Genomic DNA, 16,947 nt, shown 5'->3' on the forward strand with positions numbered 1-16,947 from the left:
CAAGGTGATAAATGATGATAGATATAAATGGATTAAATAGTAATCAAAAAAATGCAGTAATGCACATAGATGGACCTTGTATGGTTTTAGCTGGTCCAGGTTCAGGGAAGACGAGAGTTATAACGTATAGAATAGTTAATATGGTTTTAAATAATAATATAAATCCTAAAAATATTTTAGCTATTAGTTTTACAAAAGCTTCATCAACAGAAATGAAAAATAGAGCGCTAAGCTTGAGTCATGATGTTAGATTAAATAAAGTAAGTTATGGCACATTCCATTCAGTTTTCTTTAGAATACTTAGATTTTTTGAAAAGTACGAACTGGATTGTATTTTAGATGAAAAGAATAAAAAATTTGCTATAAGAGGAATTTTAAAAAATTTAAATATAGAAAATGCAGAAGATGATGATACGATTTTAAATGTTATAAATGAAATTTCTTATGTTAAAAACGAGTTAATGGACAAATTGGATTTTGAGCCAGAAATACTTTCAAAGGATGAATTTATAAAAGCTTATAATATGTATGAGGATTATAAGGAAAGTATCAAAAAAATAGATTTTGATGATATGCTTATAAAGACTTATTACTTATTGCAAAACAATAAAAGAGTATTAGAAAGAGTTAGAAATGCGTATAGATATATTTTAGTGGATGAATTCCAAGATATAAATAAAGTGCAATTTGAAGTTATAAAGTTAATAGCAAGTCCAAGCAACAATATATTTGTTGTAGGTGATGAAGATCAAAGTATATATGGATTTAGAGGATCGAGACCGGACTTTTTATTAGAGTTTGAAAGATATTTTGAAAATAGCAATAAATATGTTCTTGATATAAATTATAGATCAAAGCAAGGTATAACAGATACTGCAAATAAACTTATTCAATTTAATGATAATAGATACGAAAAAGTAATTAAGTGCGATAGGGAAGAAAAGGGAAGTGTAAATTATATAAAAACTGAAGACTCAGAAGAAGAAGCAAAGTTTATAGCTAGAGACATAATTAGCAAATGTGAAGATAATTGTGTTAACTATGATGACTTTGCAGTTATATATAGGACAAATATACAGTCTAGAGCACTAGTTGATGTATTTATGGATATGCATATACCATTTGTTGTTAGAGACTCAATTGTAACTATATATGACCATTGGGTTGCGAAAGACTTATTAGCGTACTTAAGACTAGGGATAGATACAACATTGAGTGAAGATTGGATAAGAATTATTAATAAACCATTTAGATATATATCTAAAGATAGTATAAAACTTGCAAGTGAGGATAGAGACTTCATAGGTGCATTAATAAATAAGGGCGGATTACATCCAAAACAAGTAAAGACATTAAATGATTTAGAAATAGATTTAAGTTATTTAAAGACATTATCTCCTAAGAATGCAATTTCATATATACGTACTAGTTTAGATTATGATAGATATGTATTAGATTATTGTAGTAATAGGAAGATTAAACCAAATGGATTAATAGAAATTTTAAATGAACTAGAAAGTTCTTCAAGTAACTTTAAAACTATAAATGAATACTTAGAGCATATAGAAAAGGTTAAATCTGAGATAGTTGAAAATAGAAATAATAAAAATTCAGAGGGAGTAATATTTACGACTATGCATAGTGCAAAGGGGTTAGAATTCCCATATGTATATATAATAGGGGTAAATGAAGGTACGATACCTCATGAAAAATCTTATGATATAGAAGATGAAGAAAAAAGAAAATCAGCTATAGAGGAAGAACGAAGATTATTTTATGTAGGGATAACTAGAGCTCAAGATGAACTGCATATAAGTTCTCCAAAAATGAAATATGGAAAAAAAGTTTTTGCGTCAAGATTTATTGATAATATAAAGTCACCAACAAAAGAAGATATAAATGCAATCAAAATTGGGGATAAGATTTTGCATAGTAAATTTGGAGAAGGAAATGTAATAGGAAAAGATGGTAAAATGATAGAGGTAAAATTTAGGGTTGGAGTAAAAGATTTGGATTACTCAATATGCCTAAAAAATGGAATTATAGAGAGAACATAATAAAAAAAGGTTATTCATATGAATAACCTTTTTTATTATTTATTTAATAGTATATTCCTTCTTCAAACATATCTTTTAATTCATTTAGATCGTTTGTTTTTCCTAAAGCAACTATAAGTTTTATTCTAGCCTTTTGCCCAGGTAAATCACCAGCAAATATACATCCTAGATTTCTTAAATCTCTACCAGAACCTAAATATCCATAACTATCAAAAACTCTACCAGAATGACATCTAGATGCTATAACAACAGGTATATCTTTGCTTCTAGCATATTCTACACCTTTTAACATTTCTGGAGGTATATTTCCTCTACCCATAGCCTCTATAACTATACCCTTACATCCTTTGTCAGCTGCAAACTTTATAAAAGAATCGTCCATGCCAACACCTGATTTTATAAGAGCAACATCAGACTCAACTTTATCTACTAAAATTGTTTGTCTATCAACTATATCTCTAGATAATACAAGTTTATCACAGTCAATTATTCCTAAAGGACCACAAGTTAAAGATTTAAAAGTATTTAATGTAAGTGTATTAGTTTTAGTAGCTTCAGATGCTAATAAAACTTCGTTACTTAGAACAACTAAAACACCTTTATTATAAGCTTCATTAGAAATAGCAGTACAAACAGCAGCAGCAAGGTTACTTGGTCCATCATATCCAAGTTCATCACTACTTCTCATTGCACCTGTAACTATAACTGGTTTAGGTGTATCTAATGTTAAATCTAAGAAATAGGCAGTTTCTTCTAAACTATCTGTACCATGAGTGACAACAACACCAGAAAATTCGTCTTTTGAAATTATATCGTTTATATAATTTCTTAAACTAAGCATTTTCTCAGGTGTCATATGAGGTCCTGGAATCTCATCAAAGTTGTATATCTCTATATCAGCAACTTTATCTATGTTAGTTACCATAGACATTATTTGCTCCCCAGATAGAGATGGTATAGCAGCGCCTATTTTTTCATCTACAGTCATGGAAATAGTTCCACCTGTAAATACTATAGCTACTTTTTTCTTGTTTTGCATAGTATCGACCCCCTAAAATTTTTATTATATATATACATTAAATTATACCAAAAAAAGCGATATAAATATAGAATTGAGCATAAAAAAAAAGAGCTTGGGGAAGCTCTTTTTGCGTTAAACTAACTTCCGTTGTCAGTTTAACATTGGATATAAAGTCTATCCGTTCAAAAGGGGTATTGGGAATAGAGATTTTAATTAAGGTTATCAGGGGGATAACCATGTATATATAATACCAAGATTCGACAGAAAAATCAATAGTTTTGACAAAAAAATTTAATTAAAATTGAAAATTGATTTTAAACATAAAAAAAACCTACTTCTTTTCCGTTAAGAAGTAGGACTTAAATGAATGTATACATCCATTTAAAAGGGGTATTGGGAATAGAGATTTTAATTAAGGTTATCAGGGGGATAACCATGTATACATAATACCAAGATTCGACAGAAAAATCAATAGTTTTGACAAAAAAATTTAAAAAACATTAATTTGCGATAAAAATAGATATAAAAAAAGAAGAAGAGCAATAGAAGTGTGTAATTATAGCGCTTTGCTATATAAAAAAAGAGAAAATAGTGGTATAATAGTAAAAGTTTCACTAAAATTATATGATAATTTACATAGTTAATTGGGACAATAATATAGAGTATAAATAGTATTATTAAATACAAAGAAAGTTGGTGTATTAGTATGGAAATATACTTAGATAATAGTGCAACAACTAAGCCATATGAAAAAGTAGTAGAAAAAATGGTCTATGCACTTACTACAGATTATGCAAATCCTTCAGCTGTACATAAAAAAGGTGTTGAAGTTGAAAAAAATATAAAAAAAATAAGACAAGAAATAGCTAGAAGTATAGGATGTAAAGATAAAGAAATAATATTTACATCAGGAGGAACAGAAGCTAATAATACAATCATAAGAGGTATTGCAAATCTTCATAAAAAGAGAAAAAATCATATAATAACTACAAACATAGAACATCCATCTGTTTTAAGAACAATGGAAGATTTAGAAGAACAAGGATTTGAAGTTACTTATCTAAAAGTAAATGACAAAGGAACAGTAAATATAGATGATGTAAAAAATGCAATAAAAGATCATACTATATTAATTAGTATGATGCATGTAAATAATGAAATTGGAAGTATACAACCTATAAAAGAAGTGGGTAAGTATCTAAGCACGTTAAAGGAAAAAGTGTATTTACATGTAGATGCAGTTCAGTCATTTGCTAAAATAAATTTTAAACCATCTAGATATAATATAGACTTTATGAGTGTTAGTGGACATAAATTACATGGGCCAAAAGGTATTGGATTTATGTACGTAAAGGAAAATAATAAAATAAAACCTATGTTAACTGGTGGAGGACAAGAGATAGGAATAAGATCTGGAACTGAAAATGTAGCTGGTATATATGGATTAGGAGAAGCTATAGATATAATAATGTCAGATTTAAATTCAAAAATAGAGAAAATAGAAAAACTAAAAGTTTTACTTAAAGATTTTATAGTTGAAAATATAGATGATATTAAAGTGAATTCTCCTGAGGACGGTGTATGTCATATATTAAATATATCATTTAAAGATGTTAAAGGAGAGGTACTACTTCATCATTTAGCACAGCAGGGTGTATTTGTATCTACAGGATCAGCTTGTTCATCAAAGAAAAAGGGAAGCCATGTTTTAAATGCAATAGGGCTTACTCCACAAGAAATTGACGGAGCTATAAGATTTAGCTTATCTGATATGACAAAAGAAGAAGAAATAAATGAAGCTTGTGAAATAATAAAAAAATCAGTAGAAGAACTTAGATTTATAATAAGAAGACGATAATTAAGAGGTGATAAATTTGTATAATATAGCTATAGTTAAGTACGGAGAAATCGGTGTAAAAGGAAAAAATAGATATATATTTGAAAATAAATTAATAAAAAATGTGAAAAATATGTTAGCGCCTATAGGAAAGTTTAATGTATATAAAGAATATGGAAGAATATATGTTGATTTAGGTGAATATGCAGAAGACTATGAAGAAGTATTAGAAGAAATCAAAAAAGTATTTGGAGTTGTAGGAGTTTGCCCAGGTATAAGAGCAGAAAAAGATTATGATAAATTAAAGCAACTAGCACTACAACTTTTAGAAGAAAAGATAGAAGCGGGTTCAGAATCGTTTAAAGTTACTTCAAGAAGAGGAGATAAGAGTTTAGAATTAACTTCTCAAGAAATGAGTAAAGATATAGCTGGATTTTTAGTTTATAATGTAAAAGATAGAATAAAAGTAGATGTTAGAAACCCAGAGACAACTATACACTGTGAATATAGACAAAATCATGTAATGGTATATAGTGATACAGTTCCAGGTTATGGAGGTCTTCCAGTTGGAACAAATGGTAGAGCTATGTCTTTATTATCTGGAGGAATAGATAGCCCGGTTGCTTCTTGGATGGTTGCAAAAAGGGGAGTAGAAATTGAAGCTATCCATTTCCATAGCTATCCATTTACTAGTGAAAAATCACAAGAAAAGGTAAGGGACTTAGCTCAAATACTAGCAAAATATTGTGGTAAAGTTAGACTTCATAAAGTGAATATATTAGAAATACAAAAGGCTATAGGTATTTCATGTAAAGAAGAAGAAATGACTATAATATCTAGAAGATTTATGATGAAGATAGCTCAAAGAGTAGGAGAAATGAGATTCTGTGATGCATTAGTTACAGGAGAAAGTATAGGACAAGTTGCATCTCAAACTATACAAGGATTAACTTGTACAAATGCTTCTGTATCATTACCTGTATTTAGACCTCTGATAGCAATGGATAAATCAGAAATAATAAAAATAGCACAAGAAATAGGAACATTTGAAACATCAATTATACCAGAAGAGGATTGTTGTACAGTATTTTCTCCGAAAAGTCCTGTAACAAAGCCTAAATTAGATAGAATAGAGAAATCAGAATCATCTTTAGATGTTGAAAAACTAATACAAGATGCGATTGATAATATAGAAGTTGAAGTATTTGAATTTTAATAAAAAAAGGATCTATACCATTTTGTATAGATCCTTTTTATTATTATTTATTATGAGTTATTACTCCAAACTCAGCTAGAATTTTAGATGCTTTTTCTATATCTTCTGTTGTAGCATCAGGAACACCTTTTAATTCATATTCAAATCCCATGTTTTCCCATTTATGAACTCCTAGAGTATGGTAAGGAAGTAATTCAACTCTATCAACATTTTTTAGAGTTGATATAAATTTACCCATAAGTTCTAAGTTTTCTATATCATCTGTTACTCCAGGAACAAGAACGTGTCTTATCCAAACTGGTATATTTCTATCGCTTAAATGCTTAGCAAATTCTAATGTCTTATCTATACTAACACCTACTAAATCTTTGCATTTTTCAGGTACCATATGTTTTAAATCAAGTAAAACTAAATTTGTATAATCAAGCACTGGATCTATAACATCTATGTTTACAAAACCAGATGTATCTAAACATGTATGAATTTCATTTTCTTGAGCTTTCTTAAATAGTTCTTTTAAAAATTCAGGTTGAAGAGTAGCTTCACCACCAGAAACTGTTAAACCTCCTCCAGAGAATTTCATATAAGAAGAGTATTTTTTAACTTGTTCTATTATTTCATCAGTAGTGTATTCAGTTCCACCTTTAACATCCCAAGTATCTCTATTATGACAGTACTTACATCTTAAAGGGCAACCTTGCATGAATAATATAAATCTAATTCCAGGGCCATCTACAGTCCCAAATGTCTCTATTGAATGAACTCTACCTTTTACCATTTTATCCACCTCGTTAATTATATATTATACTAATAAAATTTATCATTTAAATTAATTGTATACATTATACTTTCTACCCACTATTATAAAACATTAAACGTATAAAGTCTATTAAATAGTTTTTTTAATTCATGGGAATTTATACTTAATTTATTTATTTTAATCGTTAGAAAAAAAGAGTGCAAACTGATGAGGTTTGCACTCTGAATATACTTTGATAATTGATTGTTATAATATGTTTACTTTTATATTAAGTTATAATTAGCACATTTTTCCGTGGAATGTTCTGTTTATAACGTCTAATTGTTGCTCTCTAGTTAACTTGATGAAGTTTACAGCGTATCCTGAAACTCTTATAGTTAATTGAGGGTATTTTTCTGGATGCTCCATAGCATCTTCTAAAGTAGCTCTATCAAATACGTTTACGTTTAAGTGATGAGCATTTTGAGAGAAGTATCCATCCATCATTGAAGATAAGTTGTTTACTCTTTCATCCATATCTTTTCCTAAAGCACCTGGTACTATAGAGAAAGTATTAGATATACCATCTTGAGCATGCTCGTATGGTAATTTAGCAACTGATGCTAATGATGCTAAAGCACCGCTAGTATCTCTTCCGTGCATTGGGTTAGCTCCTGGAGCAAATGGCTCACCAGCTCTTCTTCCGTCAGGAGTGTTACCAGTTTTCTTACCATAAACAACGTTTGAAGTTATAGTAAGTATAGATTGAGTATGATAAGAATTTCTGTAAGTTTTGTTCTTTCTTATCTTGTTCATGAAGCTTTCAACTAATTCAACAGCTATATCATCAACTCTGTCATCATTGTTTCCGTATTTAGGGAAATCACCTTCGATTTCGAAGTCAACAACGATTCCGTCTTCATTTCTTATAGTTTTAACTTTAGCATATTTTATAGCAGATAATGAGTCAGCACATACTGATAAACCAGCTATACCACAAGCCATAGTTCTGAATACGTCTCTATCATGTAAAGCCATTTCTAATGCTTCGTAAGAATACTTATCATGCATGTAGTGGATTACGTTTAATGAATTTACATATAAGTTAGCTAACCAATCTGCAAATAAGTCAAATTTAGTCATAACTTCATCAAATTCTAAGTACTCAGAAGTTATAGGCTCGAACTTAGGTCCAACTTGCTTGAATTTCTTCTCATCCATACCACCGTTTATAGCGTATAGTAAAGTTTTAGCTAAGTTAACTCTAGCTCCGAAGAATTGCATTTGTTTACCTATTCTCATTGCAGATACACAACAAGCTATACCGTAATCATCTCCCCAATAAGGTCTCATTAAATCATCGTTCTCGTATTGAACAGAACTTGTGTCTATTGATACTTTAGAACAGAAGTTTTTGAATCCTTGAGGTAATTGAGTAGACCATAATACTGTTAAGTTTGGTTCTGGAGATGCTCCTAATGTATATAAAGTATTTAACATTCTGAATGAGTTTTTAGTTACTAAAGCTCTACCATCTATTCCCATACCACCTATAGATTCAGTTACCCAAGTTGGATCTCCAGCGAATATATCATTGTATTCAGGAGTTCTTAAGAATTTAACCATTCTTAACTTCATAACGAAGTGGTCCATTATTTCTTGAGCTTCTTCTTCAGTTAATGTACCAGCAGCTAAATCTCTTTCGAAGTATATATCTAAGAAAGATGATACTCTACCTAATGACATTGCAGCACCATTTTGATCCTTTATAGCACCAAGGTATGCAAAGTAAGTCCATTGAGCAGCTTCTCTTGCATTAGTAGCAGGTTGAGATATATCGAACCCGTAAGCAGCAGCCATTCTCTTTAAAGCTTGTAAAGCTTTTATTTGATCAGATAATTCTTCTCTTAATCTTATAACTTCTTCATCTATACATCTAACTTCTAAAGTATCTTTTTGATCTAATTTATCTTGTATTAATCTATCAACACCGTATAGAGCAACTCTTCTGTAGTCCCCTATTATTCTACCTCTACCGTAAGCATCTGGTAAACCAGTTATTATACCAGCACTTCTAGCAGCTCTCATATCTGAAGTGTAAGCATCGAATACACCTTGGTTATGAGTTTTTCTATATTTAGTGAATATTTCACTTATTTCTGGGTTTAATTTGTATCCATAAGCTTCACAAGAAGTTTCAACCATTCTTATTCCACCAAATGGCATTGCAGCTCTTTTTAAAGGTGCATCAGTTTGGAAACCAACAATAGTTTCTAAATCTTTATCTATATATCCAGCACCGTAAGCATCTATTAAAGATACAGTGTCAGTGTCAACATCTAATGTTCCACCGTTTTCTCTTTCTTTTTTGAATAATTCAAGAGCTTTATCCCATAATTTCTTAGTGTTTTCAGTTGCTCCAGTTAAGAAAGAATCATCTCCCTCATATGGTTTGTAGTTTAATTGTATGAACTCTCTTACGTTTACTTCTTTAGTCCATCTACCAGTTTTGAATCCTTGCCATGCATTCATGTTGATAGCCTCCTTAAGTTTATATGTGTTGAGTATATTTATTTTATAAAATCTAGCTAGATATTTTTTAAACAATATAATCATAACATAGAATTAGTATTTTGTATACAGAATTTTACACTATCTTTTCTTTTTTGATAGATTTTTCTGTTATTTTGCTATATTCATATAATACCCGGTTAAAATGTCGAATAAACATGAATTTTAAGAATAATTTTAAAATTTTTTATACATCATAGAATTAAGTTGATTGAATATCTATTTAATAAGGGGGGATATAATGATATTTATAATAGGACTATTTATAATAGGGTTTATGCTTATAACAAAGGGTGCGGATATATTTATAGATTCTACTATATCTGTAGGAAAAAAAACTAATATACCTGAAATTGTTTTAGGAGCAACTATAGTTAGCTTGGCAACTACATTTCCTGAATTGACAGTGTCAGTATGCGCATCAATAAAAGGTCATACTACTATGAGCTTAGGAAATGCAGTAGGCTCTATAATTTGTAATACGGGATTAGCGCTTGGGTTAGTTGCGATTATTAGACCTTTTAAAGTAGATAAAAAAGTATTTAATTCAAAAGCTACATTATTAATCATATCTATAATCATTTTAATTGTATTAGGTTTGGACAAAGTTATAGACAGAAAAGATGCTATGGCTCTCATGGGAATGTTAATTATTTACATGATTAACAATTATAAAAGTATACCTAAAACTAAAATGAGATCAGTATCGGACACGAATACGAGGAAAGATATAAAATCAATTAACATGTTGAAAATAGGTCTTTTATTTATAGCAGGGATAATTATGATGATAATAGGTTCTAGGTTGTTGGTTGATAATGGAATAATAATAGCTGAATATATAGGAGTTCCACAAGGAGTTATAAGTTTAACTGTAATTGCATTAGGCACTTCACTTCCTGAATTAGTATCTTGTTTAACGGCTATAAAAAAGAAGCATAATGCTATATCTGTAGGTAATATATTGGGGGCTAATATTTTAAATATAGTTTCAGTAATATCTATATCATCTTTTATAAATGATACGCCCATACTTAAACAGACATCAATGATAGACTTTCCATTTATGATAGTATTAGTTTTAATTTTAACAGTTCCTACAATTATAAAGGAAAAAATTTATCGACTTCAAGGAATTTTAATGATACTTACATATTTATTATATTTATTTGTTCTATATTTTACATATATAAAATAAAAAAAGTAGAGGGTTAGAAAATACCCTCTATTTTGCTTTAAATTGAATATGATCTTTACTATTAGGATAAAATATTAATTGCATAATATTAAAAAAAAATATATAATTGATAAAGTTAATATAAATTGATAACGGAAAGGAAATAATATATGAATATAGTTAAATTCGATGATTTACCAATAAATGAGAACATAAAAAAAGCTGTATTAGAAATGGGATTCGAGGAACCATCTCCAATACAAGTTCAAGCAATACCAAAAATAATTACTGGAGTAGATATTATAGGGCAAGCACAGACAGGTACGGGGAAAACAGCAGCATTCAGTATACCTATATTAGATATGGTAGACCCAGAGGACAAGAGTCTACAAGCGGTAGTTTTATGTCCAACAAGAGAATTAGCAATACAAGTTTCAAGTGAAATAAGAAAAATAGGTAAATACATGCACGGAATAAAGACTTTACCTGTATATGGAGGACAACCTATAGACAGACAAATAAAGTCTCTTAAGAGTGGTGTTCAAATCGTTATAGGAACTCCAGGTCGTATAATAGACCATATAAATCGTAAAACTTTAAAGTTAGATAAAGTAAAAATGGTTATATTAGATGAAGCGGATGAAATGTTAGATATGGGATTCAGAGAAGACATCGAGATGATTTTAAATGAAACTCCTAAAAATAGACAAACGACTTTCTTCTCAGCTACTATGCCTAAAGGTATATTAGATTTAACAAAGAGATTCCAAAAAGATCCTGAGCATGTAAGAATAGTTAGAAAAGAACTTACAGTTCCTAATATAAAACAATATTATATAGAAACTAAAGCTGCTAATAAGTTAGAAGTATTATGCAGATTAGTAGATGTATACAACCCTAAATTATCAGTAGTATTTTGTAACACAAAAAGAGGTGCTGATGAATTAGTTAGTGATTTACAAGCAAGAGGGTATTTTGCAGATGCGCTACATGGAGATTTAAAGCAAACTCAAAGAGATATAGTTATGGATAAGTTTAGAAACGGAACTATCGATATCTTAGTTGCTACAGATGTTGCAGCTAGAGGAATAGATGTTGATGATGTAGAAGCTGTATTTAACTATGATTTACCACAAGATGAAGAGTACTATGTACACAGAATCGGAAGAACAGGAAGAGCTGGTAGAAATGGAGTATCATTCACTTTTGTTTTCGGAAAATCAATGAGAAAGATGAAAGATATAGAAAGATACACTAAATCTAAATTAGAAAAACATAGCATACCTTCAATATCAGATGTTGAAGAGAAAAAAGTAAGCTTATTCTTTGATCAAGTAAAATCTACTATAGAGGAAGGTCATTTAACAAAGCAAGTACAATGGTTAGAGAACTTCTGCAAAGAAGAAGATTATGATACTTTAGATATAGCTGCTGCTTTAGTTAAATTAGCTCTAGGTGATCAAGCAAAAGAAGAAATAATAGAAGAAAGTCATAACACAGGTGCTGAGTCTGGAATGACTAGATTATTTATCAATATAGGTAGAACACAAAAAGTTCAAGCTAAAGATATCGTTGGGGCTATAGCTGGAGAAGTTGGAATACCAGGTAAATTAGTTGGAACTATAGATATATATGATAAATATACTTTTGTTGAGATACCAAAGAAACATACTAGAAAAGTTCTTGATAAGATGAAGAACATAAAAATAAAAGGAAACAAAGTTAATATAGAAAAAGCAAATAGTAAGAGAAAAAGCAAATAATATCTAAATATTAAAGGGTATCTCAAAATTGAGATACCCTTTAGTTATATTTAACTTAGAATTCCAGATTTAAAGATAAAAGTCTTCTTTTAAGTTCATTCATCACATTAATTTCATCAGTTAAAGAATCTGCATCATAGGTAACTGAAAATCTTAAAAAACTTCCACAATCATCCCAAGGAACGGTAGATACTAAAGCATGAGAAAGTATATAAAGACTTGCTTCTTCAGCACTGCTAAATCTAACTCCATTTTTAACACCTTTAGGTATTTTAACATAAGAATAAAATCCAGCCTCGGGCTTATTTGTTTTAAATCCAACTTGATTTAAAACATCAATTAGTAAGTCAAACCTTCTTGAATATCTTTCTTTATTTAAATTAATTAAGCTATGATAGTTATCTAGTGCATAAGCACCTGCTTTTTGAATAGCTCTAAATTGTCCTGAGTCAGTATGACCTTTTATAGCACAATATAGTTGCATAGCTTTTTTAGATCCTACAACAAATGATAACCTCCAACCAGTCATATTAAATGATTTTGATAGAGAATGAATTTCTATACATACATCAATGGCACTATCTACACTCAGTATGCTAATAGGAGTACAGTTTCCATAAGTTAAAGCTCCATAGGCTAAATCAGAAACAATTATAATATCATTTTCTTTTGCAAATTTAACTGCATGTTCATAAAATTTTTTTGTTGCGATTTGACCAGTAGGGTTATTTGGATAATTTAAATATAAAAGTTTTGATCTTTTCTTTATATCTTTAGGTATGTTGTCTAAATCTGGAAAGAAATTATTTTCGGTACATAAAGGAAGCTTATAAATTTCACCACCTAAAAATTTTGAATATGTTCCAAGTACTTGATATGCAGGAGAGGGCATTAGACATATATCCCCAGGATTAATGAAACATAGTGGAATCATAGCAAGTACTGGTTTAGAACCTATTCCATGAACTATATTTTCAGGGGTTATATTTTTCAAATCATACATATTGTATAAATATCTACAAGCAGCTTCTTGAAATTCAATAATTCCATTGTCTGAGTAAAACCTATTTTCAGGTTTTCCAGCTTCAACACATAATATATCAACAATAGAACGATCAGCCATTTTATCAGGTTCCCCAACTCCCATATCGATAAGTTTTACATCAGGAAATTTAGATTGAACCTCTTTTGTTATTTTTTTTATTTTTTCGAATTTATAGAGTTTATCACTGCTTTCAAAAAATGATGAACCACCAAGTCGGGCAGAAACTTTGTTGTCAATAAAATCCATTATTATTCCTCCAAAACTTATTTAGTATAATATATAATATTTTAATAAATAGTTTTTTGATACAATAAAACAAAACTATTTAAATTTCGTTGAAGGATAATAATCCGATTTATAGAATTGAATAAAAAGTATCATTTTTAAATTCGATAGGAGGGGGAAGCTAATGATAAATTTTTCTTTAGACAATAAAAACTTAAAAGTTGAGTTTTTAAGTAAAGAATTGGACCATCATATTGCAAATGAAGTAAGAGAAGAGATTGATTATGTTATACAAGATAAGCAAATCAAGAATATAGTTTTTGATTTTAAAAATATGAATTTTATGGATTCTTCAGGTATTGGAGTAGTTATTGGTAGATACAAAAAAATATCTAGTGAGGGTGGAAAGGTAGCTGTAATTAATTTAAACTCAAGAGTAAAAAAGATTTTTGATTTATCTGGAATGAATAAGATAATACAAATTCACGACACTTATGAAGATGCTTTAAGTTCTTTTTTAGGAGGCGTTGCAAATGAATAATATTGTGGAAGTAAAGTTTTCAGCAAGATCAGAAAATGAAAGTTTTGCAAGGGTAATAGTTGCATCATTTGCAGCTAAGTTAGATCCTACATTAGATGAAATTGCAGACATAAAAACTGCTGTATCTGAAGCTGTAACTAATTCAATAATACATGGATATGATGAAGATGAAACGAAATTTGTTAATATAAGATGTGAAATAGAAGATAGAGAAATAATTATCGCAGTAGAAGACACTGGAAATGGTATAGAAGATTTGGATATGGCTATGCAGCCATTATATACATCGAAACCTGAATTAGAAAGATCTGGTATGGGATTTACCGTTATGGAAAGTTTCATGGATAAAGTAACTGTTTCTTCTAAAAAGGGCGAGGGAACTAAAGTTATTATGAAAAAGAAAATAGATTCATCTAATATAGAATAGAGGTTTTGTTATGGGGATAACTGCCAATAAAGAAGAAAGAAAGGGATTGCTTAGCCATGAGGAGACTTTAAGATTAATACAACTTGTACAAAATGGGGATGAAGAAGCAAAAGAAATACTGATAGAGAGTAATTTAGGGTTAGTTAGAAGTGTTGTATCTAAATTTTTAAATATAGGGTATGAAAGAGATGATTTATTTCAATTAGGGTCAATAGGACTTATAAAATCAATTTATAAATTTGATCCCAAATTTAATGTTAAATTCTCTACATATGCAGTACCTATGATTTTAGGAGAAATAAAAAGATATTTAAGAGATGATGGAATGATAAAAGTCTCAAGATCTTTAAAACAAGTAGCAATAAAAGCTAAAACGCAAACTGAAGTTCTAACTAAAAAATTAGGAAGAGAGCCAACTATAGAGGAAGTAGCAAAAGTTGTAGGAGTAGATAAAGAAGAATTGGTTATGGCATTAGAATCAAATTTCTCTGTGGAATATTTACATGGAGTAATACATGAAGAAGAAGGAGCGCCTATATGCCTAATTGATAAAATTAGCCTAAAAGGTGAAGATGAAGAAGATAAAGTTATAGATAATCTTTTATTAAAAGAGGTATTGGGAAAATTAGATAAAAGAGAAAGACAGATTATAATGCTTAGGTACTTTGAAGATAAAACACAGAGTGAAATAGGAGAACTTTTAAATATATCTCAAGTACAAGTTTCTAGAATAGAGAAAAAAGTATTATCAAAACTAAAGACTTATATAGGATAAAAATAAACCCTTAAATTAAGGGTTTATTTTTTTTGTTTTGTTAAATAATAACAGTATATAGCTTGATTAAATAGGAGGTCAGAATATGGATAAAAATTACAAAGAATATGTTGATAAAATAAGTCCTAAACCTACATATGCAAAAAATTATATATTAGCATTTATCGTAGGTGGAATAATTTGTGTAATTGGGCAGGCTATAAATGATGGTTATATGAATTTTGGACTAGATAAATTGAAAGCAGCTGGAGCAACATCTATGACTTTAATTTTTATAGGTGCATTTTTAACAGGATTAGGAGTTTATGATTTAATTGGCAAAAGAGCAGGGGCTGGATCCATTATTCCAATAACTGGATTTGCAAATTCTATAGTATCACCTGCGATGGAGTATAAAAGAGAAGGCTATGTAATGGGTGTTGGCGCAAATTTATTTAAGATTGCAGGACCTGTTTTAGTATATGGAATAGGTTCATCTGTGTTATGTGGGTTAATATACTACATAATAAAATTTATCATATAGAAAGGAGATATATAGGTGGCTAGAAATAGGATAGGAAAAAGAACTATTAGATTAGAGAATGGACCAACTATAATATCTACATCATCGATAGTGGGACCTAAAGAAGCGAATGGGCCTCTTAAAGAATACTTTGATATGAAGCTGGACGATGATTTATTTGGAGAAAAAAGTTGGGAATTTGCAGAAAGCAAGATGGTTCAAACAGTTATAGAAAACGCCATAAAAAATGGAAATAAGTCTGTAGATGACATAGATTATATGATTGCTGGAGATTTACTAAATCAGCTTTTATCAACATCATTTGCAGCTAGGGAAGTAAACATTCCATTTTTAGGAGTTTATGGAGCATGTTCTACAATGGCACTGTCTTTATCATTAGGGTCGATGTTGGTTGATGGAGGATTTGCTGATTTAGTGGTTGCAGCTACATCAAGTCATTACTGTACGGCGGAAAGACAATTTAGATTTCCGTTAGAATTAGGAAATCAAAAACCTATGACGGCACAATGGACAGTTACAGGATCTGGTTGCTCTTTGATATCTAGTAAGGGAGAAGGACCAAAGGTTAAGTATATAACGATAGGAAAGGTAATTGATAAAGGAATAAGTGATGCAAACAACATGGGAGCAGCTATGGCTCCAGCGGCTATAGACACGATATACTCTTACTTTGTGGACACAAAAGATGATCCAAATAGTTTTGACATGATTGCAACAGGTGATCTAGGTAAATTAGGTATGCAAATAACTATAGACTTATTAAAAGAAAAAGGATTAGATATATCTAAAGTTTATACTGATTGTGGAGTAGAAATTTTCAATTTAGATGATCAAGATGTTCATTGTGGTGGAAGTGGATGTGGATGTTCAGCATCTGTTTTCAATGGATATATTTATAAAATGTTAAAATCTAAAAAATTTAATAAGGTTATGTTAGTTTCAACAGGGGCATTATTATCACCTACAAGTACATTACAAAAAGAGAGTATACCTAGCGTAGCTCATGCTGTAGTTATAGAAAATGAATAGG

General features: G+C 29.7%; 14 protein-coding genes. 10 read left to right on the forward strand and 4 right to left on the reverse strand.

What is annotated here, in order from left to right; all coding sequences use genetic code 11:
• Window positions 1–14: 14 nt before the first annotated feature.
• On the forward strand, window positions 15–2,057 hold the full coding sequence (locus ACRDDE_RS00115; protein WP_438624681.1) for an ATP-dependent helicase: 2,043 nt from the start codon (window positions 15–17) through the stop codon (window positions 2,055–2,057).
• Window positions 2,058–2,100: 43 nt separating this feature from the next.
• Here the strand turns inward: ACRDDE_RS00115 and ACRDDE_RS00120 are convergent, their stop codons facing one another.
• Window positions 2,101–3,096, reverse strand: a complete 996-nt coding sequence (locus tag ACRDDE_RS00120; protein WP_438624683.1) for an asparaginase — start codon at window positions 3,094–3,096, stop codon at window positions 2,101–2,103.
• Between the two features lie 688 nt (window positions 3,097–3,784).
• Here ACRDDE_RS00120 and ACRDDE_RS00125 point away from each other — a divergent pair.
• Both ACRDDE_RS00125 and thiI read left to right on the forward strand, forming a co-directional pair.
• On the forward strand, window positions 3,785–4,936 hold the full coding sequence (locus tag ACRDDE_RS00125; RefSeq protein WP_438624685.1) for a cysteine desulfurase family protein: 1,152 nt from the start codon (window positions 3,785–3,787) through the stop codon (window positions 4,934–4,936).
• Window positions 4,937–4,952: 16 nt separating this feature from the next.
• A complete protein-coding gene (gene thiI, locus ACRDDE_RS00130; protein ID WP_438624687.1) occupies window positions 4,953–6,131 on the forward strand; it encodes a tRNA uracil 4-sulfurtransferase ThiI in 1,179 nt (392 codons plus the stop codon).
• A 43-nt stretch (window positions 6,132–6,174) separates the two neighbouring features.
• On the opposite strand, the gene pflA is transcribed toward thiI, so the two are convergent.
• Together pflA and pflB are read right to left on the reverse strand one after the other, a co-directional pair.
• Window positions 6,175–6,909 carry a pyruvate formate-lyase-activating protein gene (pflA, locus tag ACRDDE_RS00135; RefSeq protein WP_438624689.1) on the reverse strand — a complete coding sequence of 245 codons (735 nt, stop codon included), beginning with the start codon at window positions 6,907–6,909 and terminating at the stop codon, window positions 6,175–6,177.
• Window positions 6,910–7,170: 261 nt separating this feature from the next.
• Window positions 7,171–9,402 carry a formate C-acetyltransferase gene (gene pflB, locus ACRDDE_RS00140; RefSeq protein WP_438624691.1) on the reverse strand — a complete coding sequence of 744 codons (2,232 nt, stop codon included), beginning with the start codon at window positions 9,400–9,402 and terminating at the stop codon, window positions 7,171–7,173.
• A gap of 280 nt (window positions 9,403–9,682) precedes the next feature.
• Here pflB and ACRDDE_RS00145 point away from each other — a divergent pair, with 280 nt between their 5' ends.
• Window positions 9,683–10,639, forward strand: a complete 957-nt coding sequence (locus ACRDDE_RS00145; protein WP_438624693.1) for a calcium/sodium antiporter — start codon at window positions 9,683–9,685, stop codon at window positions 10,637–10,639.
• 149 nt (window positions 10,640–10,788) lie between these two features.
• Window positions 10,789–12,381, forward strand: a complete 1,593-nt coding sequence (locus ACRDDE_RS00150; RefSeq protein WP_438624695.1) for a DEAD/DEAH box helicase — start codon at window positions 10,789–10,791, stop codon at window positions 12,379–12,381.
• A gap of 55 nt (window positions 12,382–12,436) precedes the next feature.
• On the opposite strand, the gene ACRDDE_RS00155 is transcribed toward ACRDDE_RS00150, so the two are convergent.
• Complete coding sequence (locus tag ACRDDE_RS00155; protein ID WP_438624697.1) at window positions 12,437–13,672, reverse strand: LL-diaminopimelate aminotransferase; 1,236 nt, start codon at window positions 13,670–13,672, stop codon at window positions 12,437–12,439.
• A gap of 163 nt (window positions 13,673–13,835) precedes the next feature.
• Here ACRDDE_RS00155 and spoIIAA point away from each other — a divergent pair, with 163 nt between their 5' ends.
• The 5 genes from spoIIAA (at window position 13,836) to spoVAD (ending at window position 16,946) form a co-directional block, all read left to right on the forward strand.
• Complete coding sequence (spoIIAA, locus tag ACRDDE_RS00160) at window positions 13,836–14,192, forward strand: anti-sigma F factor antagonist (protein ID WP_021431758.1); 357 nt, start codon at window positions 13,836–13,838, stop codon at window positions 14,190–14,192.
• Complete coding sequence (gene spoIIAB / locus ACRDDE_RS00165; protein ID WP_438624699.1) at window positions 14,185–14,619, forward strand: anti-sigma F factor; 435 nt, start codon at window positions 14,185–14,187, stop codon at window positions 14,617–14,619. Before spoIIAA ends, spoIIAB begins: the two co-directional genes overlap by 8 nt.
• A 10-nt stretch (window positions 14,620–14,629) precedes the next feature.
• Window positions 14,630–15,394 (forward strand): RNA polymerase sporulation sigma factor SigF, encoded by a 765-nt coding sequence (gene sigF / locus ACRDDE_RS00170; RefSeq protein WP_438624701.1) that lies wholly within the window; start codon window positions 14,630–14,632, stop codon window positions 15,392–15,394.
• A gap of 85 nt (window positions 15,395–15,479) precedes the next feature.
• Window positions 15,480–15,917: a stage V sporulation protein AC gene (spoVAC, locus tag ACRDDE_RS00175; RefSeq protein ID WP_438624702.1), complete on the forward strand. Its 438-nt coding sequence runs from the start codon at window positions 15,480–15,482 to the stop codon at window positions 15,915–15,917.
• A 15-nt stretch (window positions 15,918–15,932) separates the two neighbouring features.
• The gene (spoVAD, locus tag ACRDDE_RS00180; protein WP_438624704.1) at window positions 15,933–16,946 is read left to right on the forward strand and encodes a stage V sporulation protein AD; all 1,014 of its coding nucleotides are present in this window, start codon (window positions 15,933–15,935) and stop codon (window positions 16,944–16,946) included.
• Window position 16,947 lies beyond the last annotated feature (1 nt).

The organism is Paraclostridium sp. (assembly GCF_051656405.1).
Classification (GTDB): domain Bacteria; phylum Bacillota; class Clostridia; order Peptostreptococcales; family Peptostreptococcaceae; genus Paraclostridium.